The organism is Streptomyces sp. NPDC051214 (assembly GCF_040682375.1).
Lineage (GTDB): Bacteria > Actinomycetota > Actinomycetes > Streptomycetales > Streptomycetaceae > Streptomyces.
Genome location: NZ_JBFBAT010000006.1, coordinates 91561 through 116224 on the forward strand (window position 1 = coordinate 91561; position 24664 = coordinate 116224).

Sequence of the window (24664 nt, forward strand, 5' to 3'; positions counted from 1 at the left end):
CCGCGGGGGTGCGGGACAATCGCCGCGTGACTTTGAAGATCGAGATCGACGGTGGCGGCGCCGGTGCGGGTGGCGTGCCCTCCTACGAACAGGTGCGGGCCCAGATCGCCGAGCAGGCGCGGGGCGGGACCCTGCCGGTGGGGTACAAGTTGCCGACCGTGCGGGGCCTCGCCCAGGACCTCGGGCTGGCCGCCAACACGGTGGCCAAGGCGTATCGGGCGCTGGAGGCGGACGGGGTGATCGAGACGCGTGGGCGGCACGGGACGTTCGTCGCCGCCGCGGGGGACGCGGCCGCGCGGGAGGCATCCGCCGCCGCGCAGGCTTTCGCCGAGCGGGCGCACAGGCTGGGCCTCTCCGAGGAGGCCGCGCTTGCCGCTGCGCGGGAGGCTTTGCGGGCCGCCTACGGGGACTCGGGGTGAATCTCTGGCCCGAGGCGGGGCGGTGCTTGACGCCTGGCTGCATCGGCACCCAGTAGCTTCGTGTTGTGCCCACCCTCCCCCACTCTCAACTGCGTTCGAGCGGGGGGACCCCCATCGCCCTGCGGAACGCCTGCCCACAGCGGAGCAGCTCAGAGATAGAGCCCCGCATCCGCCCCCTCCCGGGGATCCGGCACCGCCGTAGGTGACGTGCCGCGGCGCAAGGCGTACAGCTCCGCCAGCGTCGCGCCCTCGCGGGAGATCCCCTCGTCGGTGCCGAGCCAGCCGACCGACTCGGCGCGGGTCAGGCCGCCGACCTCGATCCGGGCGAGGCACCGGCCGGGGCGGACCACCGCGGGGTGGAGCCGCTCGAGGTCCTCGTTGGTGGTGACGCCGACCAGGACGTTGCGGCCCTGCCCGAGCAGCCCGTCCGTCAGGTTCAGCAGCCGCGACAACGCCTGCCCGGCGGTGTGCTTCGCCTCCCCGCGGATCAGCTCGTCGCAGTCCTCGAGGAGCAGCAGCCGCCAGCGGCCCTTGGACGTGCCGTCGTCCTCGCCGATCGCGATGTCCATCAGATAGCCGACGTCGTTGAACAGCCGCTCCGGGTCCAGGACGCAGTCCACCTGGCACCAGTCGCGCCAGGACCGCGCGAGCGTCCGCAGCGCCGACGTCTTGCCCGTGCCCGGCGGGCCGTGCAGGAGCAGGAGGCGGCCCGAGATGTCCTCGGGGGTCGTCTTCATCAGGGAGTCCATGGCCTCGGCGACCGGCGCGGTGTAGTTCTCCCGCACCTCCTCCCACGTGCCGGCGGCGATCTGCCGCGTGGTGCGGTGCGGACCGCGCCGGGGCGAGACATACCAGAACCCCATGGTCACGTTGTCCGGCTGCGGCTCCGGCTCGTCCTGCGCGCCGTCCGTCGCCTGCTTCAGGACCTTCTGCGCGAGGTCGGCGCTCGTCGCCGTCACCGTGACGTCCGCGCCGCGGTTCCAGCGCGAGATCAGGAGCGTCCAGCCGTCGCCCTCGGCCAGCGTGGCGCTGCGGTCATCGTCGCGGGCCGCGCGCAGCACCGTCGCGCCCGGCGGGAGCAGCGTGCTGCCGGACTTGACGCGGTCGATGTTGGAGCTGTGCGAGAAGGGCTGCTCGCCGGTGGCGAAGCGGCCGAGGAAGAGGGCGTCCACGACATCCGACGGGGAGTCGCTGTCGTCTACGTTGAGCCGGATCGGCAAGGTGTCCTGAGGGTTCGCAGACATGCCGCCATGATCCGGCACACAAGTGCCCGCGTGCATCCCGGTTTACGCACTCCGCCGTACTCCCGCCGTACTCCCGCCGCGCTCCGTCGCACCACGATCGGTTGCGAACCCGTGGTGCGGAACCTGTCCTACCACCAACTACCGCCGTTACTGTTGTCCTTGATGGGACGTCATGGGTGGAATTCGGGGGCACAGCGGTGGCGGCTCGCCGCGCTGCTCGGCGTTGGTCTGGTCGCACTGGCCCTGGTCCTGACCGTCATCACCACGCTTCCCGATGACGGCAAGGGCACCGAGGGCACCACACGCGACGGCGACAAGGTGCACGGCACCCCCGCCGTCCCGCCCGGTGACGCGGAGCCGGCCGTCGGCTGGGGCTTCACCCACACCCAGTACAGCGCCGACGAGGGCGGCGCCGCGGCCACGGAGCGTGCCGAGGAGCTGCTCGCGGGGCAGCCGCGCCCCCTGCCGCAGATCCAGCACATCATGGGCTGGGGCGCGAGCAACCCCGAGCCGGTCAAGGGGCGTTACGACTTCGAGGAGATGGACCGGCGGATGGACTTCATCCGCGCCACCGACGGCACGCCGGTCGTCACCCTGTGCTGCGCCCCGGACTGGATGAAGGGCGGCAAGCCCGGCGCGGACAACACCGACTGGAGCCAGCAGGCCCTGGAGACCGCCCCGGAGCGCGCCCACTACAAGGACTTCGCGAAGCTCGCGGCGACCGTCGCCAAACGCTATCCGGACGTCAGGCACTTCATCGTCTGGAACGAATTCAAGGGCTTCTGGAACAACGAGGAGGCCCGCTGGGACTACGAGGGCTACACCGAGCTCTACAACCTGGTCTACAAGGAGCTCAAGAAGGTCAACGAGGACATCATGGTCGGCGGCCCCTACCTCGTCATGGACAGCGTCGACCCGCGCCAGACCGAGGGCGCCTCGAAGACGGTCAAGGGCCCCTGGGGGCGCATGGATCAGCGGGTGCTCGACGCCTTCGACCACTGGAACAAGAACAAGGCGGGCGCCGACTTCGTCGTCGTGGACGGCTCCAGCTACACCGTGGACGACGAGATGCTCCCCGACGAGTTCAAGGCCACCGACAAGCTCACGGCGGTCGGCGAGTGGGTGCGCGAGCGCACCGGAGACCTGCCCCTGTGGTGGGCCGAGTACTACGTGGAGCCGGGCGACAGCGAGGACAACCGCGACGACTGGTCCGAGCCGCACCGCGTCGCCGTCCAGGCATCGGGGCTGATGGCGATGGCCCGCGGCGGCGCGAGCAGCGGTTTCTACTGGAACCCGCAGAAGAGGGGCGAGCGCTGCGCGGGCTGCCTGTGGCGCTCCACCGAACTCGACGACGGCGGAACGGAGTTGCCGATGCTGACCATGCTCTCCCGGTTCAGCGACGCGTTCCCGCCCGGCACGCGGTACGAGAAGGTCTCCGTCGCCGCCGACGACGTACCGAACGTACGGGTGCTGGCCGACAAGCAGACCGTGCTCGTCGTGAACACCCTGGACCGCCCGATCGACGCGAAGGTCGACGGCAAGCGCTTCGCGATGAAGGGGTACGAGGTGAAGTGGCTGAAGCGGTGATCCGCTCCAGCCGCACCCTCCCCGCCGCCAGGGACGTCACGCCATCGTCAGGAACCGCTGGACCAGTGAGGCGAGCAGCACCGCGAGCAGCGGCAGCGAGAACCAGAAGCTGCTCTGCAGCCAGCGCAGTTGCCGCACGCTCGGCTCCACCGCCACGCGCACGACCTCCCGTGTGAGGAGCAGCAGGATCACGGCGATCGCCGCGAGGGCCCCGATCACCGACCACGGCGTCCAGGTCACCTGGGGGCCGATCGGGCCCGGTTCGGCCTTCGCGACCTTGCCGTCCGGCTGCTCGCGCAGCGCGTAGAGGGTCGCGTCGTCGTTCGTGAAGACCTTCTTCAGCTCCCGGCGGTCGTCGAGGTTCGTGATCAGCCGGGTGTCCCACGTGCCTGAGTAGCCCACGTCCATCTGGAGATAGACCGTCTGGCTCTTGTTGATCATCAGATACGAGTGGGGGCCCGCGTCCTTGAGGGCCTTCACCAGGCCGGACACCAGGACCGGATCGGCCGGGGCGAGGGTCGGGACGTACTGGACCTTCTCCATGTCGCGTGCGCCCCACGGCAGCGCGGGCGTCACGTTGTTGAGCGTGTCGTCGCTCATCCACAGCAGCCGCACCGTCGGGTCGTCGTGCTCGTACACGTACTCCATCGCGGCGACCTCGCCGGCCCGGGTCTGCTCGAAGGGTTCGTTGCCCCAGCGCGCCACCAGGAAGCCGCCCATCAGGACGAGACCGGCAAGGAGCGCGGCCAGGGGCGCCAGGCTCACCCGGTCGCGGTCCCGCTCCTTCGCGGTGATGCCCGCGCGCGGGAAGAACGCGAGACCGGCCAGGAGCGCGGCGCCGGGCAGCGCGAACATGAAGACGCGCAGGGCCATCTCGCCGCCGTACGACTGCATGCCGAAGCCCAGGAACGGGACGAAGGTCAGCACGAGCAGCGAGCGTTCCGTGTACTTGTGGTCGCGCCGCCGCCACCAGCCCCAGCAGGCGAACGCCATGACACCGCCGGCCAGCGCCACGCGGGCGTACAGCACGAGCTGATGGGTCGAACTGCCGCCCTCGATCCGGCCGGACACCGACGACGACACATTGCCGCCGACGCCGCCGATCCCGCCGAACAGCTCGTCGAAGTGCCCCGACCAGTACGGCTCCGCGAGGAAGCCCACCCAGACGGCGACGAGGACCGCGAAGAGGATCGGCAGGCCGCGCAGCTCCGAGCGGCCCACCATGACGAGCGCGGCGAGGACGCCGAGCATCACGAACGGCGTGAGCTGGTGCGCCGGGACCGTCGCCGCGAACAGCGCGATGAGGACCACGAGCAGCACCGCGCGCTGGCGCCGGTCGGCGGGTTCGACCTCCAGCTCACCCGGGCGCCGCTTGGCCCACAGCACGTGCGGCGCGCGGAACCACACCAGGAGCACCGCGACGAACACCAGATAGAGCAGATACGTGAAGCCCTGCGGGGAGAAGTAGTCCTGGCCGACCCAGCCGCTCAGCGCGAAGATCCACAGACCGGCCCACTTGGCGCGCCAGGACGCCCGCATGGAGCGCACGAGCAGGAACATCGGCGCCAGGTAGAGCAGTTGCATGGCCAGCGGCCACCAGCGGATCACCTCGGTCATGTCCGAGACCCCGCACGCCTTCGCCACGAACGTGGCTGCGGCGAAGAACCCGGGCCAGCTCCAGCGCGCGTCCAGGTCGGGCACCGCGGAACCGGTCCTGTCGATGTACTCCATGAAGCCCAGGTGCTGCCAGGCCGTCGCGAACCGGGGCTCGTCCTCGAGGACGGCGGGCAGCGCGTGCAGGCACACCACGGTGGCGAGCAGTGTCACCATGAGCAGCGCTTGGTGCGGCCGTTCCGCCCAGAGCAGCGAGGCGAAGGCGACGACGAGCAGCGCGGCCCCGAGCAGGGTCGCCGTGGGCAGCACCGAGATGAGCCCGAGCCCGCCCATCGTGTCCAGGTCGGCCTCGGTGATGTCCAGGGCGGGCCACCAGTAGAGGGCGAGCGCGAGGGCGAGGAACAGCGCCATGAAGACGGTGCGGCGGCGGGGGAGCCGTTCGTCGGGCGCGCCGACGGGCTCGGGCGGTGCCTCGCCGGTGCGCACGGCCGTGGCCGGCTCCTCGGCGGGCGGGGTGACGGCGGAGGACACCGAGGAGGGCAGCGGCGACGGCCGCGCCACCGAGGCGTCGGCATCGGCCCTGACCTTGGACTCGTCCTCGGGCTCCGCCGGCCTCAGCGGTGATCTCAGCGCCCAGGTCGGCCGGTGCTCCATGTCGTCCCCCTCGTCCCCCGTGCCCGCGGGTTTCCCGCCCCCGGGCCTTCCCGCGGCGGCCCTGGTGACAGCGGGCGTCCCGGCGGCGGGGGTCCCCGGCCCCGGCCGCATGTCGGGCCGGCGCTCCGGGTGCTCGAAGTCGGGCTGCACGGCCAGTTGCAGCGTGTCCGAGTCGAGCGACTCGCGCAGCGCCCAGGCGGGCCCGCGCCGCTCCTTCTTGCGGTCCGTCTCCTCGGCGGCGGGGACCGGCGCGTCCTCGGGCGTGCCCAGGTCCGCGAGATCGCCGTCCGGCGCCCCGCCGCCGTCCGGCGAGGACGGCCCGGCACCCCGGGCCACCCGGTACAGCTTCGGCGCCGCGATCGCCACGATCACCGCGAGGCTGCAGATCTCCGCGACGCCCGCCCCCGTCAGGCCCATCCGCGGCAGCAGGAGCAGCGTCAGGCCGAGCACCAGGAAGCACAACAGGCCCTGCATCCAGGCGATCCCCGACGTCCGGCTCTGCGCGCGCTGCACCGCGAAGTACGTCTCCATGACGACCCGCAGCGCCGCGCCCACCGCGAACCAGCGCAGCAGCGGCGTCGCCGCGTCCGCGTACTCCTGGCCGAAGACCCGCAGGACATAGGGCGCGCCGACGAAGAGCAGACCGCAGACCGGCAGCATGATGCGGGCCATGCGGCGCAGCGCGGCCCGGGTGTTCGCCGCGAGCCGCGCCGGGTCGTGCGCGCCCTCGACGGTCAGTGAGGCGCCCATGTTGATGGCGAGCAGATTGACCGTGCCGCCGATCGTGGTGGTGATGTAGAAGTACGCGTTGTCGACCGAGCTGACCTGCGAGGCCACGATCACCGGCACGAGATAGACCACGGCGAGCGAGAAGAGCGAGCCCGTGTAGTCGCCGGCCAGGAAGCGGCCCATCTCGCGCAGCGTGGGCGGCTTGGTCTTGTCCTGCGTCGCCTTCACGTGTCGCGGCACGAGCCGGCGGAACACCAGCCAGCCGAGCGGGACGACCGACATGGCGATCGCGGCGACCCATGACACGAAGACGCCGGCCGTCGGGATCGCCGCGGCCATCGCGATGAGCAGCCCCAGCTTGACGACCGAGAAGATCGTGTTGCCGACGGGGACCCACAGCGCGCTGCGCAGCCCCGTGAGCACGCCGTCCTGGAGGGTGAGCAGCGACCAGGCGATGACCGCGGCGATGAAGCCGAGTCCGTTCAGCGGGCCGTGCAGGAACTTGTACGAGGGCCCCCACAGGTCGAGCGTGAACAGGAAGATCAGCGCGGCGAACGCGACGACCACCGAACTGCCCGCGTACGTACGGAAGATCAGCCTGCCGGTGGCGCGCCCCGCGATGGGGATGAAGCGGGCGAGCGCCCCCGTCAGGGTGAGGGCGGTGAGCCCCGCGAGGAGTTTCATGGCGGCGATCGCCGCCGAGCCCTGGCCGACCGCCGACTCGGAGTAGTACCGGGCGGCGGCCAGCCAGAAGCCGACGCCGAGCACGCCGGAGATGCCGGTGTTCAGCATCAGCGCGTAGGCGTTGCGGAACAGCGGACTTCCGCCGCCGGAGCCGCCGGAGCCGCCCGAGCCGCCGCCGAGCAGGCGCAGTCTGCGCGGCCTGCCCGGCTTGCCGGACGTCGGCTGCTGTTCGGTGCCGGGAGTCCCAGAGACGTCTGCCTGGGCGGTCGACGTGTCAGACACGGGTACGAGTTGCCTTCCGGCGGGCCTGTCGTGCTCTGCGGACCACGGCGTACCCCTTGGTGTGGGCACGGTCCCTTGCGAAGGTGAGGGCGATCGAGCGGCCCTCGACGAGCCGCGCGAACTCCTCGATGCCGGTGGAGCGGCGCACGGTCACCCGCTGCAGGGCGTACGGCCCCTGGGTGCGCCGCGCGAGGCCGTTGCCGACCGCGAGCGACTGGGAGAATCCGGCACCGCGCACCGTGTTGCGCACCCGGCGGCTCGAATAGCCGTACGGGTAGGCGAAGGAGGCGGGCCGGGTGCCGAGTTCGTCGGTGACGATGTCCCTGCAGCGCAGCAGCTCGGACCAGAGCGCGTCGTCGTCCAGCTGGTCGAGCTGCGGGTGCGTGTGGCTGTGCCCGCCGATCTCCGTGCCCGCCGCCGCCAGTTCGCGCACCTGGTCCCAGTCGAGCATCACGTCGAGCCCGCCCCCGGTGTCGTGTTCCCCGCGCAGCCAGCCCGTGGAGACGAAGAGCGTCGAGGCGAAGCCGTGCTTGGTGAGCACGGGCAGCGCGTGCCGGTGCACGCCCTCGTAGCCGTCGTCGAAGGTGATCAGGACGGGTCGCGCGGGCAGCGCGCGGCCGGGGGTGCGCCAGATCGCGCCGAGCCCGGCGGTGGTCAGCGGCGTGAAACCCCGCTCGCCGAGCAGTTCCAGCTGCTCGGCGAACGCTCCCGGAGAGACCGACAACTCCCGGGTCTCCAGGGTCGGTTCATGCGCGATCGAGTGATACATGAGTATCGGCACCGGAGTGTTCATGGCTGCCTCCCCTCACCGTCGGCGTCCGTCCCCGCCCCGATCTCCGCGACCGAGAAGGAGGCGCCCGCCCTGCGCGCGCGGACACTCCCGAGGACGTACCCCCCGGCCGCCGTGACCACGCCCGCCACGATGGCCCCCGCGCGGCCGGCGCCGCCGGGGCGGGCAAGCAGCGCGTCCCGCAGCCCGCGCCCGACACCGGCCGGCAGGACGCGCGTGGCATACCGCCGCTCGGACTCCAGGCCCTTCTCCGCGCCGACACTACGGGCCACGAGCGCCTTGGAGAGGCCCTCCGCGTACGTCCGCGTGCGGAAGTACGCGAAGCGCTCGCGCGCCGCGGGGACGCGGTGGTGGATCACCGCGCGGTCGTCGATGAGCAGGATCGCGTCCGGCCTCGCGCGGGTGAGCCGGATGCACAGCTCCGTCTCCTCGCAGCCGAGGGGGCGTCTGTCGCCGTCACGCCCGATGCCGGTCGCGAAGCCGCCCGCCGCCTCGAAGGCGCTGCGGCGGAAGGAGGCGTTGCCGCCCAGGACGTTGCGCACCCGCACGCGCCCCTCGGGCAGCCCCTTGTACGTACAGCCGACGACCCAGTCGAACTCCTCGGGGAACCAGGCGGGCCTGCGCCGGGACTCCCAGATGGGCATGGTGCGTCCGCCCACCGCGAAGACCTTCGGGTCGGCGTACCCCTCGGCGAAGTGGCGCAGCCAGTCCCGCTCCGCGACGGCGTCGTCGTCGAGGAACGCGATGATCTCGCCGCCGGACGCGGCGATGCCGGTGTTGCGCCCCGCGGAGAGGCCGCGGGGGCCCGCGTTCGCGAGCACCCGCACCCCTTCGGTCTCCTTGTACTCCTTGCCGAGGCGGTCCAGGAGCGAGGCGTTGTGATCCACCACGAGAAGCGTCTCCAGAGCCGCCAGGGACTGCGCCCGCACCGAGGCGACCGCCGCGAGGATGTCCTCCCAGCGGTCCTCGGTGTAGACGCAGATGACGACGGAGATACCCCCGACCGTGCCTCCCCCGTGGTGGTGGGGACCGCTCAAGACACCTCTCCCTGACGCGTGCGGAAGGGGACACCACGGCTGCCGCGGCGCTGTCCACGGCGGTTGGAACGCTCCGAGAGGATCACCTTCAGGACGCGCAGACCGTCGCGCACGGCGCTGAGATTGCTGACGCCGTGGATGCGCAGATACTCGTGGCTGGGAATCTCCTGCACCTTGAGCCCGGCCTTGACCACCCGGATGTTCATCAGGGTCTCCACCTCGAAGCCCGTGCAGTCGAGATCTATCTTGTCGAGGCAGTGCCGCCAGAAGGCGTTGTAGCCGTAGCACAGGTCGGTGTAGCGGGCGCCGAACTTGGCGTTCACGACCGAGCACAGGACGTGGTTGCCGAGCTTGCGGATCGGCGTCATGTCGTCCGTGGCACCGCCGTTGGCGAAGCGTGAGCCCTTGGCGAAGTCCGCGCCCGAGACGAGGGCGGAGACGTAGCTGACGATCTCGTGGCCGTCGGCCGAGCCGTCCGCGTCGACCATCACGATGATGTCGCCGGTGCACGCCTCGAATCCGGTGATCAGGGCGTCGCCCTTGCCCTTGCCGAGTTGTCTCACGACCTTCACGTCCGGCCACAGTTCGCGGGCGACCGCCACGGTGTCATCGGTGGAATTCCCGTCCACGAGAACGACCTCGTGGACCCAGTCGGGGAGTGTCTTGAAAACGTAGGGAAGATTCTCCGCCTCATTCATGGCGGGAATCACGACGCTCACCGGCGGAGTGATCGCCAGGTGCGAGGAAATCGGCCGGTAGTCGGTGGACAGCGCCGGTTTGCCCAACGGATCCGGACCCGGCTCGGTGGCCGGGCGCACAACAGAACTCATGAGTCTGATCCCTCTCGTCCGGTGGACCGCCCACCCCCGGGCGGTCCGGCTTTGTATCCGGTTCGAAAGGGGGGTTGTCACTTGCGCATGACGAATAGATCTCCGTGCATGCCGAGTGAGCTGTCATCGCGCGGGACGTGACCCGGCAAGAATTCGTTCGCCGGGCACGGCACCCCCCTACCGCGCCCCGCGCCGGAACCACCGCGATCTTGAGCCCTCCCCTAGATCGCATTACGTGATGGACCGATGCGGGTGGATGTAAGACGGTATTGATGATTGAGACCGTATGGCAAGACCTGGAACGTGGCCTCACGTTTTCGATGATTTGGCCAGTCTTGGCGGGCACAAATGGAGCACCCTGTTCCTGTCTCCGGCCTTTATTCCTTCTTTCTTGATCGTATTTTTCCCACCTGTTTCAGCAGCTTGTCGGCCGGTTCAAAGAATTCCGGCCTGGACAAGACGGTGTTGCGCAGCGCCCTGACCGGCGCGCGCCGCGCCCGGTGACCGATCGCTGCCGGATGGCGCAGAGCCACCCACCCCTCGTACACGGTGAGTTCGCGTGTCTTCAGGGAGTCCTTGTACTGCTTCTGGCCCCGGCCGAGGTCCAGGTACGCGATGCCGTCGGCGGCGGCCGCCTCCGCCATGTGCAGATGCATGATCAGACCGGGGGAGTACTTGGCGAACGCCGGGTCGTAGGCCGGGAACCACTGCGCGATGATCCGCTCCGAGCGCAGCCCGAAGTGCGCGGCGACCGGCACCTCGTCCACGTACAGCACGGAGAGCAGGCCGGCGAACTGGTCGGACCTGGTGTGGAAGAGCTGGTGCACGAGCTGGGTGATCCAGGCCTGCGCGAAGCGGTTGCTGCGGCCGGTCCTGCGGTACTGGGCCGCCTTCCACTCCATCAGGGTGCGAAGGACCGTGGGGTCGCGCTCGTCGTGCACGTAGCGCACGGTGCCGTGGTCGCGCCGGAGTCTGCGCTCCTTGGCGCGGGTCGAGCGGGTGAACTTCGGCGACTTCTCCTTGAGCTGGGCGAGATAGGCCTCGTACCCCTGGTCGATGTCCATGACGGGGGAGGCGAAGGAGCCGGAGGCGCCCGCCTCGAACGGCTCCTGGCCGCCGGCCAGATGGTCGAACTCGTACAGCGCGAGCCCGCAGGCCCGCAGCAGCTCCCGCGCGTCCCAGGTGAAGCCGGGCCGGTGCACCAGGCCCTGGCAGTCCGAGACGCCGAGGCCGATGGCCCGGCCGACGCCGGTGATGGATCTCTGGAACGGGAAGAACGCCGCGGGCTCACCGTCCTCGCGTACGACCGCGATCCGCACCCCGCGCCGCCAGTGGCCCACCGCGAGGGTGAATTCGGGCGAGAGGAAAGGATTGGCCAGCTCCGGGGCGCCGTTCAGATGGGCCTTGGACTGCAGCGCCGTCCAGGCCACCCGGTCCGCGGCGGTGAGTTCTCCGGGGCGGTGCACGGTGATGTCCACGTCAGGAGGTCCGCCTCGTCGGGGTACGGCGTCGCAGTTGCCGCACCAGTACCAGCAGATAAATGAGCGACCCGATCACGGTGATGGCGACCACCCCGCCGCGCACCGACCACATGTGGAGGGCCAGCATCGCCTGGGCCACCAACAGATTGACCGCGACGGCCCCGGAAACGGAAGTAATGATCCGGCCCCATGGATCAAGTCCCTTGAGCGCGGCGCCGATCGCGGCGGTGGGGGCGGCAAGCAGGAAGAACAGGGTGAAGGGCGCGCGCAGGGGTGAGTCGATGTCCGTGAGCGCCAGCATCGCGCCGACCGCGCCCACCGCCACCGCCGTGCCCGCGAGCAGCGCGGGCACGTCCTCGTGACGTCTCGGCCGCTCCCCGGGCTCGCGCCCGGTGTCTGATGAAGGTGCCTTGATCCTGATCGTCTGCATTGGCGACTTTGCCCCCCGACGCGCCGGATGCCGGGCTTCAATGTCGCGCAGTCTGCGGCGGCCCGTCAAGATGCGGAGGGAGTGTGCAGATGTTCGCAGATGCACCCCTGAAGACGAGCGGAACTCCCGGCGTGGGCAAGGGAATTGCCGGGAAACTTATTGACATGAACACTATCGACGCCCTGAGGGGAGTGGTACCACGGTCGAGGCAGAAATCCTGCTAAGGGAGGTTCCATGAGATTGTCCCGAATCACGGCATACGCTTCCTCACTCCTCCTCGCCACCGCCTTCGCCCTCACCGGGGCCACAGCGGCTCAAGCCGACCAGCGATCCGACCAGCAGGCCGCGGCCACCGGCTACGTGGCACTCGGCGACTCCTACTCCTCGGGAGTCGGAGCCGGCGCCTACGACAGCGGAAGTGGCAACTGCAAGCGCACCCCCCGCGCGTACCCCGCACTGTGGGCGGCCGCCAACTCACCCTCCAGCTTCCACTTCACGGCTTGCTCGGGCGCTCGTACGGGTGATGTCGTGGCCAATCAGCTCGGCCCGCTCAACTCCGGCACCGGGCTCGTCAGTCTCTCCGTGGGCGGCAACGACGCCGGCTTCTCCGACGTCATGACGACCTGCGTGCTCCAGTCCGAGAGCAAGTGCCTCGCACGCATCGCGCAGGCCCGCAGCTACGTCGAGACGACGCTGCCCGGCAACCTCGACCGGGTCTACTCGGCGATCAGCGCCAAGGCACCGGCCGCCCAGGTCGTCGTGCTCGGATACCCCCGCTTCTACAAGCTCGGCGGCGGCTGCCTCGCCGGCCTCTCCGAGAAGGAACGCGGCGCCATCAACAGCGCCGCCGACTTCCTCAACTCCACGACGGCCAAGCGCGCCGCCGACCACGGCTTCGCCTTCGGCGATGTGACCTCCACCTTCAGCGGCCACGAGATCTGCTCCGGCGACGCGTGGCTGCACAGCGTGAACTGGACCAACATCGGCGAGTCCTACCACCCCAAGGCCGCAGGCCAGTCCGGCGGCTACCTCCCCGTGTTCAGTGCCGCCGCGTCCTGACCCCCGCCGTCCCTGACCCGCTCCGTCGGGCCGTGTCCGTCCGGCCCTATTCGTTCGGCGCATAGGAGGAGGCCCCGCCCGTCGGGGTCTCCTTTTCGCATGTCACGGAGTACGCGACCGCGTTCGACTCGGCCTTCACCGGGCTGCGCACCTCCACGCTGATCTCGTTCTGATGGGTCGAGCCAGGCTCCCCGGCAACCGTCTCCGTGTGATGCACCTGCTTGGTCTTCCCCCCGCCGGAGGCGAAGCTGAGCGTCTTCCAGCCGGGGTCACTGGGCTCGCCGGACTTGGTCACCCAGCGATAGTCGACGGTGACCGGAACCCGCCCCACCGTGAACGTCGCCGTGAACGACGGCGCCTGCCCGGCGGCCGGCGGACAGGCGCCGCTGTACTGTGTGTTCGCGCCGGCGACCGTGACCTTGACGGACTGCGCCGGGTGTGTGGTCGAACCGCCGTTGCCGCCACCGCCGTTGCCGCCACCGCCGTTGTCGCCGCCTCCACCGCCGGTTGTGGACCCCCCGCCGGTGGAGCCCCCGTCGCTGCCGCCGCCGTCGCCCGACCCTCCGCCGTCGCTGCCGCCGGAGGTGCTGCCGCCGTCCTTGCCGCCGTCGGAGCCGCCGCCGCCGTTGCCCCCGCCGTCGCTTCCGCTGCCCTCGGACGCCCCGCTGTTGTTGCCGCCCCCGCCGCCGTCGTCACGGTTGACCAGGGCGTACACGAGGCCGCCCAGCGCGAGCGCGAGAGCGACCAGGCCCGCGGTGATGACAAGGACCGTGCGGCGTGAGCGGGGCGGGGGGACGGTGGTGGTCGTGGTGACGAGCGGCTCGTGCCCGTCTGTGGTCGGCGGATACGGCGAGGGCACCTGCTGTTGCTGCTGCGACGTCACCGTCGGCATGTACGGCAGGGGCGTCGCCATCTGCGGGGTGCCGCCCGCCGCGACGAGCCGCAGCTGGTCCTCGGCCTCGGCGGCGGAGATCCGGGCGGCGGGGTCCTTGCGCAGCAGCCCCTCGATGACCGGAAGCAGCGGGCCCGCGTACCGGGGCGGCGGCAGCTGCTCGTCGACGACCGCGCGCAGCGTGCTCAGCGGGGTGTCCTGCCGGAAGGGCGAACTGCCCTCGACGGCCGCGTAGAGCAGCACGCCGAGGGACCACAGATCGGACTCCGGACCAGGACGCTGCCCCAACGCCCGCTCCGGGGCCAGGAATTCGGGGGAGCCGACCACCTCACCCGTCATGGTGAGGGCCGAGCTCCCCTCCACCATGGCGATCCCGAAGTCGGTGAGCACCACCCGGCCGTCGTTCGCGATGAGGACGTTGCCGGGCTTCACGTCGCGGTGCAGCACCCCGGCGTCGTGGGCGGCGCGCAGGGCGGCGAGCACCTCGGCGCCGATGCGGGCGACCCGCTGCGGCGCCATCGGCCCCTCCGCGTCCAGGACGTCGGACAGCGAGAGCCCCCGCACGATCTCCATGACGATCCACGGGCGCCCGTCCTCGCTCGCCACGTCGTAGACCGTCACCACATTGCGGTGCGGGATACGGGCGGCCGCCCACGCCTCGCGCTCCAGGCGGGCGTACAGCCGGTCGACGTCGGGGGCCGGGAGCCCGGCGGGCGCGCGCACTTCCTTGACGGCGACCTCACGGCCGAGGACCTCGTCGCGGGCCCGCCAGACCGTGCCCATGCCGCCCTCGCCCAAGGGGGCGAGCAGGCGGTAGCGTCCCGCGATCACACGCTCGTTCGCGCTCACGGGCGTCCCCCATCCGCAGCAGTGCGATTCTCCACAAAACTACCTCAACCGAGCGCGGTTGCCGCCCCCTTGAACACCAATCCACACCCAAGGGCCACCACGACAAAGGCGGAACCCACCGGCAGCAGCCGGTGCGTGGCCCGGTGCAGCCACCGCGGCCCGTGCACCCGCCGCCCGGCGAGGGCCCCGACCCGCACCACGAGGAACCCCGCGGCCGTCAGCGTGACGGCGAGCCCCACTCCGTACGCCAGGACGAGCAGCAGCCCGAACCAGGCCTCGCCGAGCGCGGCGGCGCCGACGAGCACGACCACCGCGGAGGGGCTGGGCACCAGGCCGCCCGCGAAGCCGAGGAAGAGGGCGCCCCGCACCGTGGGCGGCGCCTCGTGCGTGTGGTGATGGTGATGGTGATGGTGTGCGTGAGCGTGGTGTTTGCGCCGCCGCCAAGCCCTTCGCAGCAGCAGCGCCCCCGCCCCGGTGACGAGCACGCCGCTGACCACACCCAGCCAGGCGATGACCGACGGGGCGGCGGCCGAGCCCCCCGCCACCAGCAGCCCCAGGGCGGTCACGCCCAGGGTGTGCGTGACGGTCACCGAAGCGGCGAGGGGGAGGACGTCCCGCAGCGAGGCATGTCCCCGGGCTGCGGCGCTCGCGGCCATCAGCGTCTTGCCGTGCCCCGGCGCGATCGCGTGCAGCGCGCCCAGCAACAGGGCGATGCCCAGGGCGAGTCCAGCGAAGCCCGGGGTGAGGTCATGGCGCGCCACGAGCCCCGTCAGGGCCTGCGTCCACCGGTCAGCGCCGCGCGGCAGCACGGAGGCCGGAGCTTCTGGCTTCTCCTCGCTCAGCGCGGGACCGCCGGGGGTGATCCGCAGCTCGGCGGAGTCCTCGCCGGGCGGCGAGTCGAGCAGCCGCTCCGGGTAGCGGGTGAGGCTCTCGGACACGGACGCCTCCGGTACGTCGGACGCGCGCAAGGTCATCCGGTCCCCCCGCGCGGTGACCTCACGCCACCCCGGCCCCGCGTCTCCCGCGGCCTCGAACCGTGCCGCGAGCTCGGTGCCCCGGGGGAGCGGGGCACCGAGCTCGCACTCCACGCGCAGGGTCGCCAGGCCCGCCTGGCCGTCCCGGGAGACCGCCCTGGCCTCCCGCACGCGGAGCTCCGTCGCCCGCCCGTCCACCCGGAGCCGGCTGTCGCGGGCGGCGTCCGCACACCGCTCGTCGGCCCAACTCCCCATCCCCACACGCTTGACGCGGGACATGGCCTGGGTGGCCGGGATCTCGGCGAGGTCCTCGACGTGGTCGACCCGCACCTGCCCGGAGCCCACCACAAGTCCGTCGTACCGATTGACGGTGAAGTTCCCCAACGGGTGGGCGTGCGCTTCGGCGGCCGGCAGCAGCAGGAGAGCGAGGCCCGCGAGCAGGACACCCCCGTGAGCGAGGGCGCGCCGCCTCATCGCTCCTCCGCCGGAGGAACGAACCCGGGGTTCAGGTCCCGCGCCGCCGACAGCCAGCGCCGGGCGGCGGCCGCGTTGCCCGCCGCCCCCTCGATCACACCCCGGTGGTACAGGAACGACGCCTCTTTGAAGCCGGTGGCCGTGGCCTTGCGGGCGTACGGCAGTGCCTCCTCGGAGCGGCCGTCGACGTGCAGGGCCCAGGCCAGCGCGTCCGCCGTGTGCACCGTGTGGCGCCGCCCCCACTCCGCCTCCGCGGCCCGCAGCGCCGCCCTGCGTTCGTCCCGGTCCCCGTGGTCCGTCAGCGCGACCGCCGCGTCCAGGTCCGCGTTCACACCGTTCGCCCGAGCCAGCGACACCCAGGCGGACACCAGCGCGTACTGCTCCCGGGCCTTCGCCTTGTCGCCAGGCCCGCCCCGCGCCTCGTACAACTCGCCGAGCGCGACCAGCGGACCGGGCAGCGGCGCCCGCGCCACCACGTCCCGCAGCGCGCCTATCGCCCGCTCCGTCTCGCCCCGCCCGGCCCAGGCCCGAGCCCGGCACTCCATCGCCGGAAGGTACGTGGCGTCGGCCCGCAGCGCCGTGCCGCACTGCTTCAGCGCCTCCCCGTACGCGCCCTGCCGCCCGGCGAGCTGCCCGAGCGCGGTGGTGACGTAGGCGAGGTCCCCGCCGGCCTTCGCACCGGTGCCGACCGCCTGCGTCAGCGCCCGCCGCGCCCCCGCCACATCGCCCCGCAGCTCCCGCACATACGCGTACCGCGTGAACACCGGCACCCCGGGCCGCCGGGCGTCGGCCTCGTCGGCGGCCCGCGCGGCCGCCCCGTACCGCCCCAGCTCGACCAGCGCGTCGATCCGCGAGGCCAGCGCGCCCTCGCTGTAGGGGTTCACCTTCAGCGCGGCCCGCGCGTGACGCAGCGCCCCGGCGAAGTCATGGCGGGCGGCGGCCAGCGCCGCCCGCCCCGCGAGCCCCGCGTCATTGCGGGGCCGCAGCTTCAGGGAGCGGTCCAGGGCGCGCTCCGCCTCGCGGTAGCGCGAGGGATCACCCCGGGTACGGGCCTGCTCGACGTAGGCGGTGCCCAGCGTCGCCCACCCCCCGAAGTCCTCCGGCTGGTCCCGCAGATGCGCCTGCAGCGACTCGACGCCACGATCGAGATCGGCACCCCGCAGCGCACCCGGCGCCACGGCGGCGGACGACGACGGCGACCGGTCGGGACCGTCCTCGCCGCCGGCCACGACAGCGCCCCCGGTGATCGCGAGCGCAAGGGCGACGGCGGCCACGACGGACCGGCCGACAGGACGAGGCAGTGCCATCACAAGACCTTCCAGAAGGAGTTGCCGAGCCGGGAAGAAGGGAGAGGGCGCGGCCCGCAGGGGGATGAGTGCGGGCCGCGCCGGTCAGGGAACGGGCTCAGCCCGCGATCCCGGAGGAACCGCGCCTGCGCCACCACGCGAGCCCGAGTCCGACAAGGAGCACCCCTGCCGCTCCCGCGGCCGCCGAGGCGATCAGCACGGCATCGGTGTCGTCGCCGCCGGACGCCGGACGGCCGGGCACGGCCCCGCCGTTCAGCGCGTCACGCGCCGAGGTGCCCTCGCCCCCGCCGCCCTTGGCCAACGGGCCACGGGAGCCGGACGTGGGAAGCGCCAGGTACGGGAAGGTGTCGCCGAACTTCTGCTCGTTGGCGTCGACCGCGTCACCCAGGTCGTTCTTGTTCCCGACGAGTTCGCCCTCGACGGCCTGCAGTTCGATGTCGATGACGTCGTCGGTGAGCCGCCGCCCGTTCGGGAACCCGGCGTTGTCGCCGTCGAGGACCCCGAGCCGCTTGGGCGTGGCCGCGGGCTTGATGGACGTGTTGAGCCGCAGCGCCTCGGCGGGCCTGACGCCCGGCGGCTGGTTGAGGTCCTTCACGCCCGTCAGGAACACCGACACGAGATCGTTGCGCGGCTCGGCGGGCGCCTTCAGCTTGTAGATCTTCTCCAGGAGCTTCGGCAGCTCGGGCTTGGTCACGTACTTCAGGAAGTCCGCGTCGTTCCAGGGCGAGGACGCGTTGAACTTGTCCTTGTCCTTCCGCGGCACGACCACCTCGTTGACCAGCGGGTTGCCGAGCCGCGAGACCTGGGACCACTTGCCGTTGGCGTTCTTGCGCTGGGTCGTCGACCAGATCCCGACGGTCGGCTGCTTCGCCGACTGCCGTATCTGGGAGGTCGGCACCTGAAGGGCGACGGAGTTCACGTTGTAGCCCTTGAGGGTGTCGTTCCCGACCTCCGACAGGTCACCGCCGTACAGCAGGTCGAACACCCGCAGGTCCGCGAAGAACGGGTCGTCGGCCTGTCCGGCGAACGTCGAGCCACCGCCCTTGACCTGCTTGACGGCCTGATCGCGCAGCTTCTTGTAGTTCGGCATGGACGCCTTGCCGACGTGCGACGGCGCGGCCGGCGCGTCGTCGGCGAGCTTCGTCGTCGAGGTGACCTTCTGGTCCTTGAGCTTCAGCAGCTCCAGGTCGTACGTCTGTGTCACGTTCAGGTCGGGGTCGTCGAGGCTCGTGACGGGCCCGGTGTTGTAGAGGAACGTGTCGCCGTTCTTCGTCTGCGTGTCGAACGTCCACCGGTAGAGGAGATCGCCCTGCGCGTCCCCGTCGCTGTCGATGTGGACGTCGTACTGCGCGTCATCGGCGAACGGATAGAAGGTCGGCCCGCCCGTGGGCTCCTCGAAGGGCAGCCAGTTCGCCACGATGGTCGTGGAGTCGGGCTTGTCCGGGCTCACGAACGCGTACACGTCCGTGGTGTCGTACTGGGGCTGCCCCGAGATCAGCGGGGCCTCCCGGTGGCTGGAGGCGTCGGCCGCCTCCGGTGCCAGTGCCGTCACGCCGGCGGCTGCGAGCCCCCCGGCGGCCAGCGCGCCACACACGAGCGCGGCGAGGCCGCGCGTGCCGCGCCGCCTCGGTGCGCCCTTGGCGATAGCTGTCATCGCGTCCGTCCTTACTGTCCTTCGCGCGACCCCGCGCGGTGCGCGCAAGCCGCCTGACGCACGCCATTCGGGGCGAAGGGCCCGGCGGATTGGCCCCGTTCCCAATCCGCTGCCTTCTTCCGCCCCGAATCCCGGTGCGACCGCACGGCGCGGCACCCGGCCGGCGGCGGCATGAGCCGCCCGGACGGGACGAGGGGGAGGGGACGCGCATGGAGTCCGATGAGTTGCTGCCACTGATCGCCCAGGGCGACCAGCAGGCGTTCGAGAAGCTGTACGACCAGGTGTCCGGGCCGGTCTACGGCATGGTCCGCCGCGTGCTCCGCGACCCCGCCCAGTCCGAGGAAGTGGTCCAGGAGGTGCTGCTCGAACTCTGGCGCACGGCGGCCCGCTTCGACCCGGCGCGCGGCAGCGCCCTCTCCTGGGTCCTCACGCTCGCCCACCGCAGGGCGGTGGACCGGGTCCGCAGCGTCCGCGCGGCGAACGACCGCGAACAGCGCGTGGCCGAGCGCGGCGAAGGACCCGCCTACGACCAGGTCGCCGAGGCCGTCGAGGGCAACCTGGAGCGCGAATGGGTGCGCCGCTGCCTGCGGCGCCTCACCGACCTCCAGCGCCAGGCCGTGACCCTCGCCTATTACGACGGCTACACGTACCGGGAGGTCTCCCGGCGCCTCTCCGTGCCCCTCGGCACCGTCAAGACGCGTATGCGGGACGGACTGCTGCGGCTGCGGGACTGCCTGGGCGCCGCCGCGTGAGGCGCGTCCACTCGCTGGCCGTCCCCTACGCCCTGGACGCCCTCGACCCCCGTGAACTGCGCGGCTTCGAACGGCACCTGGCCCGCTGCGCGCCCTGCCGGACGGAGACCAGGGAGCTGGGCGAGGGCACCGTACGCCTGGCGGGCGCGGCGGCGGCCTCTCCGCCGCCCGCCCTGCGCGAGCGGGTGCTGAACGCCGTACGCGCGACGGAGCAGGAGCCGCCCTCGCGGGCGCCCATCCCTCAGAGCGCGCCCCCTCGCACCCCGACGCTCCTTGTCGCCGTCGGAGCCATCGCTCTTGCGCTTGTCGCGTCCGCGGTCCTCGCCTTCCAGCTGGTCCGAACCGACCGCCGGCTCGACCAGGAGCGCGCCGAGGCACGTGAGATCGCCCACGTCCTGGCCGCTCCGGACGCCCGCGCGAGCGGAAGCACGGACGCGTGGGGGCGCGGCATCAACGTCGTCGCGTCGGAGTCCAGGCGGCGCGCCGTGGTGACCGCCACCGGGCTCGGGGCGCCGCCCCGGGGCCGTGCGCACCAACTGTGGCTGCTGCGGCCCGCCTCCCGGCCCCGCTCCCTGGGCCTGCTGGACGGCGAAACGCCCGTGATCGCCGAGGGCTTGCGCGGAACCACCGCGTCACTGGCCGTGACCACCGAACCCGACGGTGGCTCAGAGAGGCCCACTTCCGCCCCTCTTGTCCAACTCGCCCTGGAATCAGTTGGATTCGGAGAGTAATCGTCAACCTCCTTACGGGGTAGGTGAATCCTGTGACCGGGATACACGAGTGTCGGGACGGGGCGATAGGGTTAACCTGCCCTGGGCCGGGTGCCCTCGTACGGGTGGGGAGTGACATGGAACAGATAACGGTGCGCAGCAGGGCGCGTGTCCCTGCGATCACCTGCGGGAGCAGCGCGACAAGCTCGCGTCTCGACCGCCATCTCTCAGTGCTGGGCGGCCCCGCCGTCCCGCAGCGGGAGACGGCGGAGGCGACGCTGCTGATGCGTGAGCTGACCTCACGGGGCGCGCATGACCGCAGCGGCCACGGTGCACGTGTGCGGAGGGTCTCCCTCTTCGCCCCCTTGCGCAGGCTGCGTCGGTCCCTCTTTGGGGGTCGCTGACCACGGGTGGTCGGGGGTTCGGCCGCCGCTCAGCGGCGGATTGCCTCCACCCACCCGCCCCTTCCCTCCGGATACGTCACCCCTCACGCACCCCAAGTGACACCCGTGTCATGCGCACCTGTTGACGCCGCAACCTTCCGCCACCAGTGTGGCTGGTTGATTGGCCGATACACCCAACCTCACCCCCGGAGGTGCGCGTGTGTGACCTGCACGATCAGCATGAGCATGAGGCACTCCCCGCGAGCGGCCCGTCCCTGAGCCGCCGCCACATCATGCAGCTCCTCGGCGCGGCCGGTGTCACCGCCGGCGTCATGACCGCCGACGCGGACCCGGCGATGGCCGCCGGAGCCGACGACAGCCCCGCGGCCTACGAAGCCCCCCGAGGCCTCGCCGCCGATACCCCCGCCAAGCGTGCGGCCCTCGACTGGATCACCTCCCACGACGGCCGGATCACCGGTCTGAACGCCGAGATCTGGGACAACGCCGAGCTGTCCCTGCGCGAGTGGAAGTCCTCCATCGCCGAGGCCGACTTCCTCGAACAGGCCGGATTCGACGTGCGGTTCGGCACCGCGGGCTTCCCGACGGCCTTCACCGCGACGTACACGTACGGCAAGGGCGGCCCGGTCCTCGGCTTCAGCGGCGAGTACGACGCGCTGCCCGGCCTCTCGCAGCACAAGGGCGTCGGCCACCACGACCCGCGCGAGTACATCCACGACCCCTTCGCCCCCGGCTACGGCCCCGGCCACGGCTGCGGCCACAGCGCGCTCGGCACGGCGGCGGCAGCCGCCGCGGCGGCCGTCGCGCAGGCCGCGAAGCAGCACCGCGTCCCCGTCACCGTGAAGTTCTTCGGCTCCACGGCCGAGGAAGCGCTGATCGGCAAGACGTACGCCGTCAGCAAGGGCGTGTACAACGGGCTCGACGCGTTCCTGGACTGGCACCCCTCGACGGCCAACGCGACCGGCTGGGGCACCACCACCGCGATGACCGCCGTCACCTTCACCTTCCTCGGCGTGGCAGGACACGGCGGCACCCCGCTCGGCAACAAGTCCGCCCTGGACGCCGCGGTGATGATGGCGACGATGTCGGAGTTCCTGCGCGAGGAGAACCTCGCGCCGAGCGGCCGCCTGCACTGGGTGATCAACAACGGCGGCGACATCCCGAACGTCACCCCGGAGATCGCCGAGATCTCGTACTACGTGCGCGAAGGGAGCCCCGCCCGCGTCCAGGTCCTCCTGGACAAGGTGATCGCGGTCTCCGAGGCGGCCGCGAAGGCGTCCCAGACGTCCGTCCGCCACCGCGTCACCTCGGCCTGCTGGAACCAGCTCCCGGCCAAGGCGTTCGCCGAGCTCCTGCACGCGAACATGCGCGAGATAGGCCCGCCCGACTTCACCTCCGAGGCCCATGAACTGGCCAAGGAGCTCCAGGAGTCCCTGGGCCTGCCCCAGAAGGGCATGCACGACAAGATCGGCGAACTCACCCCGCCCAACCCGGTGTTCATGGGCGGCGGCTCCACGGACGTCGCCGACATCAGCTGGAACGTCCCCACCGTCTCGATGGGCGCCGCCCTCGCCCCCATCGGCACCAAGATGCACACCTGGTCCACCGCCGCCTGCGCGGCGGCCGCCCCCGGCCAGGCCGCGGTGATCGCCGCCGCGAAGTATCTGGCGGCGACGGCGGTCGACCTGATCACGCAGCCCGAACGCCTTAAGGCGGTCAAGGACGAGTTCAAGGAGCGTACGAAGGACGTCAGTTGGAAGACCGCGCTGCCGGACGGCTATGAGCCGCCGATGTACGAGCCCCCGGCGTGGTTCCTGAAGAAGACGGGCCAGAAGTGGCCGCCGTCGAACATCACCTGGCCGCCGAAGCGTGTGGTGTCCCAGGAGGAGTTCTCCTCGCTGGGACCGGAGCTCGCGCCCCAGAAGTAGGGCGCTCCGCGGAAGATTCCGGCAGTCCGCTCACCGTCCGCCGCGCGTGTACCGGCGGACGGAGAGCGGCACGCACACGGCGAGCAGCGCGAGGGACCACAGGACCGCCCCGGCCACGGGATGCGCCACCGGCCAGGCGGCGTCCGCCGGAACGGGCGCGTTGCCGCAGAGATCACGCACCGCCGTGGCGACCGCGCTGATCGGATTCCACTCGGCGAGGGTGCGCAGCCACGCGGGGAGCCCGTCCACGGGGATGTACGCGTTCGAGAGCAGCGGCAGCATGAACGTCGCGCCGCCCAGCTGTCCCGCCGCCTCCTCGCTCTGCGAGAGGAGGCCGAGCAGGATGCCGATCCAGGTCGTCGCGAACCGGAAGAGCAGCAACAGGCCGAAGGCGACGAGGGCCCGGAGCGGCCCGCCCTCGATCCGCCAGCCCATCGCGAGCCCGACGAGCATCAGCGGCACGAGCCCCACCGCGGTGGTCAGCAGATCGGCGGCGGCCTGCCCGAGCGGCACGGCCGAGCGGCTCATGGGCATCGTGCGGAACCGGTCCATGACGCCCCGGTGGGAGTCCTGGGCTGCGGTGAACATGCCGGTCATGATGCCGTTCGCGGCGGTCGCGACGAGCATGCCCGGGACGAGGAAGGCGCGGTAGTCGGCGCCGGGCATGGCGAGGGCGCTGCCGAAGACGTAGCCGAAGAAGAGCAGGAAGACGATGGGCATCGTCTGCGTCATGAGGAGGATGGCGGGCGCGTGCCGGACGCGCCGCACATGCCGCCAGAGAACGGCGGAACCGTCGTAGAGGATGGCGCTCAAGGGGAATCTCCAAGGGTCGGGTGACCACCCGCCCCGCCCCCAGTCGACGCGTGTCGGGCTGCGGGGTGCTCGGGTGGGTGGGCGGGAAAAATCCCGCCGCGAAGCGGCGGTCTAGGAGACGCGGGCGACCAGCCGAAGGAAGACCTCGTCGAGAGTCGGCGCCCGAAGCGTCGCGTCCACGACGGGAACCCCGGCGGAGTCCAGCTCCCGTACGACCTGGGGCAGGGTCAGCGTCGTGTCGAGGGCGACCGCCCCCGCGGCCCGCCGCCCGGAGTCGAGGACCGGCTCGGAGCCGGTCAACTGGTCCAGAACGATCGCGGCGGCATGCAGCGCGGCATCCTCGGCGACGACCACCTCGACGTAACTCCCGATCTGCGCCTTCAGCGAGGCAGGCGTACCGCGATGCGCCGCCCGCCCTCCGTCGACGAGGACGACCTCATCGGCGAGCTGATCCGCCTCCTCCAGATACTGCGTGGTCAGCAGCACGGTCGTCCCCTCGGCGGCCAACTCCCGTACGGCGTCCCAGATGCCGCCCCGGCTGTGCGGATCGAGCCCGGTGGTGGGCTCGTCGAGGAAGAGCACTCGAGGCCGCACGAGGAGGCTCGCCGCGAGGTCGAGCCTCCGCCGCATGCCACCGGAGTACGTCCGCGCGGGACGGTCGGCCGCCTCCATGAGGCCGAACCGGTCGAGCAGCTCGTCGCCCCGCGCCCGCGGAGCCCGCAGCAGACGGGCGAAGAGCCGCAGATTCTCCCGGCCGGTCAGATCCCCGTCGACGGAGGCGTACTGCCCGGTCACCCCGATGAGCCGCCGCACCGTGGCGGCCTCCCGCACCACGTCGTGCCCCGCCACGAACGCCCTCCCGGCGTCCGGTGCCTGGAGCGTGGTCAGCAGGCGCACGGCGGTCGTCTTGCCCGCGCCGTTGGGGCCGAGCAGGCCGCAGACGGTGCCTTCCGGGACGGCGAGGTCGAGCCCTCGCAGGGCGTGGACGTCCCCGAAGCGCTTCTCCAGACCCTCACTAAGTACAGCGTACGTAGAATTCATGGCCGCACCGTACCCCACTACGTACGCTG

20 protein-coding genes are annotated in these 24664 nt (G+C 71.6%); 7 read left to right on the forward strand and 13 right to left on the reverse strand.

Annotated elements, in window-relative coordinates:
• Positions 1-26 precede the first annotated feature (26 nt).
• Complete coding sequence (locus tag AB0M70_RS17015) at positions 27-419, forward strand: GntR family transcriptional regulator (RefSeq protein WP_365820768.1); 393 nt, start codon at positions 27-29, stop codon at positions 417-419.
• Positions 420-568: 149 nt separating this feature from the next.
• Here the strand turns inward: AB0M70_RS17015 and AB0M70_RS17020 are convergent, their stop codons facing one another.
• Complete coding sequence (locus tag AB0M70_RS17020) at positions 569-1663, reverse strand: DUF5925 domain-containing protein (protein ID WP_365820769.1); 1095 nt, start codon at positions 1661-1663, stop codon at positions 569-571.
• 162 nt (positions 1664-1825) lie between these two features.
• Between AB0M70_RS17020 and AB0M70_RS17025 the strand changes: the two genes are divergently transcribed.
• On the forward strand, positions 1826-3250 hold the full coding sequence (locus AB0M70_RS17025) for a xylan 1,4-beta-xylosidase (RefSeq protein ID WP_365820770.1): 1425 nt from the start codon (positions 1826-1828) through the stop codon (positions 3248-3250).
• Positions 3251-3286: 36 nt separating this feature from the next.
• On the opposite strand, the gene AB0M70_RS17030 is transcribed toward AB0M70_RS17025, so the two are convergent.
• From AB0M70_RS17030 to AB0M70_RS17055, 6 genes are all read right to left on the reverse strand, one after another.
• Positions 3287-7039 carry a lipopolysaccharide biosynthesis protein gene (locus AB0M70_RS17030; RefSeq protein ID WP_365821131.1) on the reverse strand — a complete coding sequence of 1251 codons (3753 nt, stop codon included), beginning with the start codon at positions 7037-7039 and terminating at the stop codon, positions 3287-3289.
• 166 nt (positions 7040-7205) lie between these two features.
• Positions 7206-8006, reverse strand: coding sequence for a polysaccharide deacetylase family protein (locus AB0M70_RS17035; RefSeq protein WP_365820771.1), 801 nt, complete (start codon positions 8004-8006; stop codon positions 7206-7208).
• On the reverse strand, positions 8003-9040 hold the full coding sequence (locus tag AB0M70_RS17040) for a glycosyltransferase family 2 protein (protein ID WP_365820772.1): 1038 nt from the start codon (positions 9038-9040) through the stop codon (positions 8003-8005). Before AB0M70_RS17040 ends, AB0M70_RS17035 begins: the two co-directional genes overlap by 4 nt.
• Entirely contained in the window at positions 9037-9870 is an 834-nt protein-coding gene (locus AB0M70_RS17045; protein WP_365820773.1) for a glycosyltransferase family 2 protein, read from the reverse strand. Before AB0M70_RS17045 ends, AB0M70_RS17040 begins: the two co-directional genes overlap by 4 nt.
• 377 nt (positions 9871-10247) lie before the next feature.
• On the reverse strand, positions 10248-11348 hold the full coding sequence (locus AB0M70_RS17050; RefSeq protein WP_365820774.1) for a GNAT family N-acetyltransferase: 1101 nt from the start codon (positions 11346-11348) through the stop codon (positions 10248-10250).
• Between the two features lies 1 nt (position 11349).
• Positions 11350-11703: a hypothetical protein gene (locus AB0M70_RS17055; protein ID WP_365820775.1), complete on the reverse strand. Its 354-nt coding sequence runs from the start codon at positions 11701-11703 to the stop codon at positions 11350-11352.
• A gap of 312 nt (positions 11704-12015) precedes the next feature.
• Here AB0M70_RS17055 and AB0M70_RS17060 point away from each other — a divergent pair, with 312 nt between their 5' ends.
• Positions 12016-12840, forward strand: coding sequence for an SGNH/GDSL hydrolase family protein (locus tag AB0M70_RS17060; protein ID WP_365820776.1), 825 nt, complete (start codon positions 12016-12018; stop codon positions 12838-12840).
• Positions 12841-12886: 46 nt separating this feature from the next.
• Here AB0M70_RS17060 and AB0M70_RS17065 read toward each other — a convergent pair whose 3' ends face one another.
• The 4 genes from AB0M70_RS17065 to AB0M70_RS17080 form a co-directional block, all read right to left on the reverse strand.
• Complete coding sequence (locus AB0M70_RS17065; RefSeq protein WP_365821132.1) at positions 12887-14515, reverse strand: serine/threonine-protein kinase; 1629 nt, start codon at positions 14513-14515, stop codon at positions 12887-12889.
• A 110-nt stretch (positions 14516-14625) separates the two neighbouring features.
• On the reverse strand, positions 14626-16029 hold the full coding sequence (locus AB0M70_RS17070; protein ID WP_365820777.1) for a sulfite exporter TauE/SafE family protein: 1404 nt from the start codon (positions 16027-16029) through the stop codon (positions 14626-14628).
• Positions 16026-17336 carry a hypothetical protein gene (locus tag AB0M70_RS17075; RefSeq protein ID WP_365820778.1) on the reverse strand — a complete coding sequence of 437 codons (1311 nt, stop codon included), beginning with the start codon at positions 17334-17336 and terminating at the stop codon, positions 16026-16028. The genes AB0M70_RS17070 and AB0M70_RS17075 overlap by 4 nt, the downstream gene beginning before the upstream one ends.
• Before the next feature lie 97 nt (positions 17337-17433).
• Positions 17434-18990: a DUF4331 domain-containing protein gene (locus AB0M70_RS17080; protein WP_365820779.1), complete on the reverse strand. Its 1557-nt coding sequence runs from the start codon at positions 18988-18990 to the stop codon at positions 17434-17436.
• Between the two features lie 209 nt (positions 18991-19199).
• Here AB0M70_RS17080 and AB0M70_RS17085 point away from each other — a divergent pair, with 209 nt between their 5' ends.
• From AB0M70_RS17085 to AB0M70_RS17100, 4 genes are all read left to right on the forward strand, one after another.
• Complete coding sequence (locus AB0M70_RS17085; RefSeq protein ID WP_365820780.1) at positions 19200-19742, forward strand: sigma-70 family RNA polymerase sigma factor; 543 nt, start codon at positions 19200-19202, stop codon at positions 19740-19742.
• Entirely contained in the window at positions 19739-20473 is a 735-nt protein-coding gene (locus AB0M70_RS17090; RefSeq protein WP_365820781.1) for an anti-sigma factor, read from the forward strand. Before AB0M70_RS17085 ends, AB0M70_RS17090 begins: the two co-directional genes overlap by 4 nt.
• Positions 20474-20589: 116 nt before the next feature.
• Positions 20590-20856, forward strand: a complete 267-nt coding sequence (locus AB0M70_RS17095; RefSeq protein ID WP_363210773.1) for a hypothetical protein — start codon at positions 20590-20592, stop codon at positions 20854-20856.
• Positions 20857-21053: 197 nt separating this feature from the next.
• On the forward strand, positions 21054-22781 hold the full coding sequence (locus AB0M70_RS17100; RefSeq protein WP_365820782.1) for an amidohydrolase: 1728 nt from the start codon (positions 21054-21056) through the stop codon (positions 22779-22781).
• Positions 22782-22811: 30 nt separating this feature from the next.
• On the opposite strand, the gene AB0M70_RS17105 is transcribed toward AB0M70_RS17100, so the two are convergent.
• A complete protein-coding gene (locus tag AB0M70_RS17105) occupies positions 22812-23594 on the reverse strand; it encodes an ABC transporter permease (protein WP_365820783.1) in 783 nt (260 codons plus the stop codon).
• 111 nt (positions 23595-23705) lie between these two features.
• Positions 23706-24635 (reverse strand): ATP-binding cassette domain-containing protein, encoded by a 930-nt coding sequence (locus AB0M70_RS17110; RefSeq protein ID WP_365820784.1) that lies wholly within the window; start codon positions 24633-24635, stop codon positions 23706-23708.
• Positions 24636-24664: the final 29 nt, after the last annotated feature.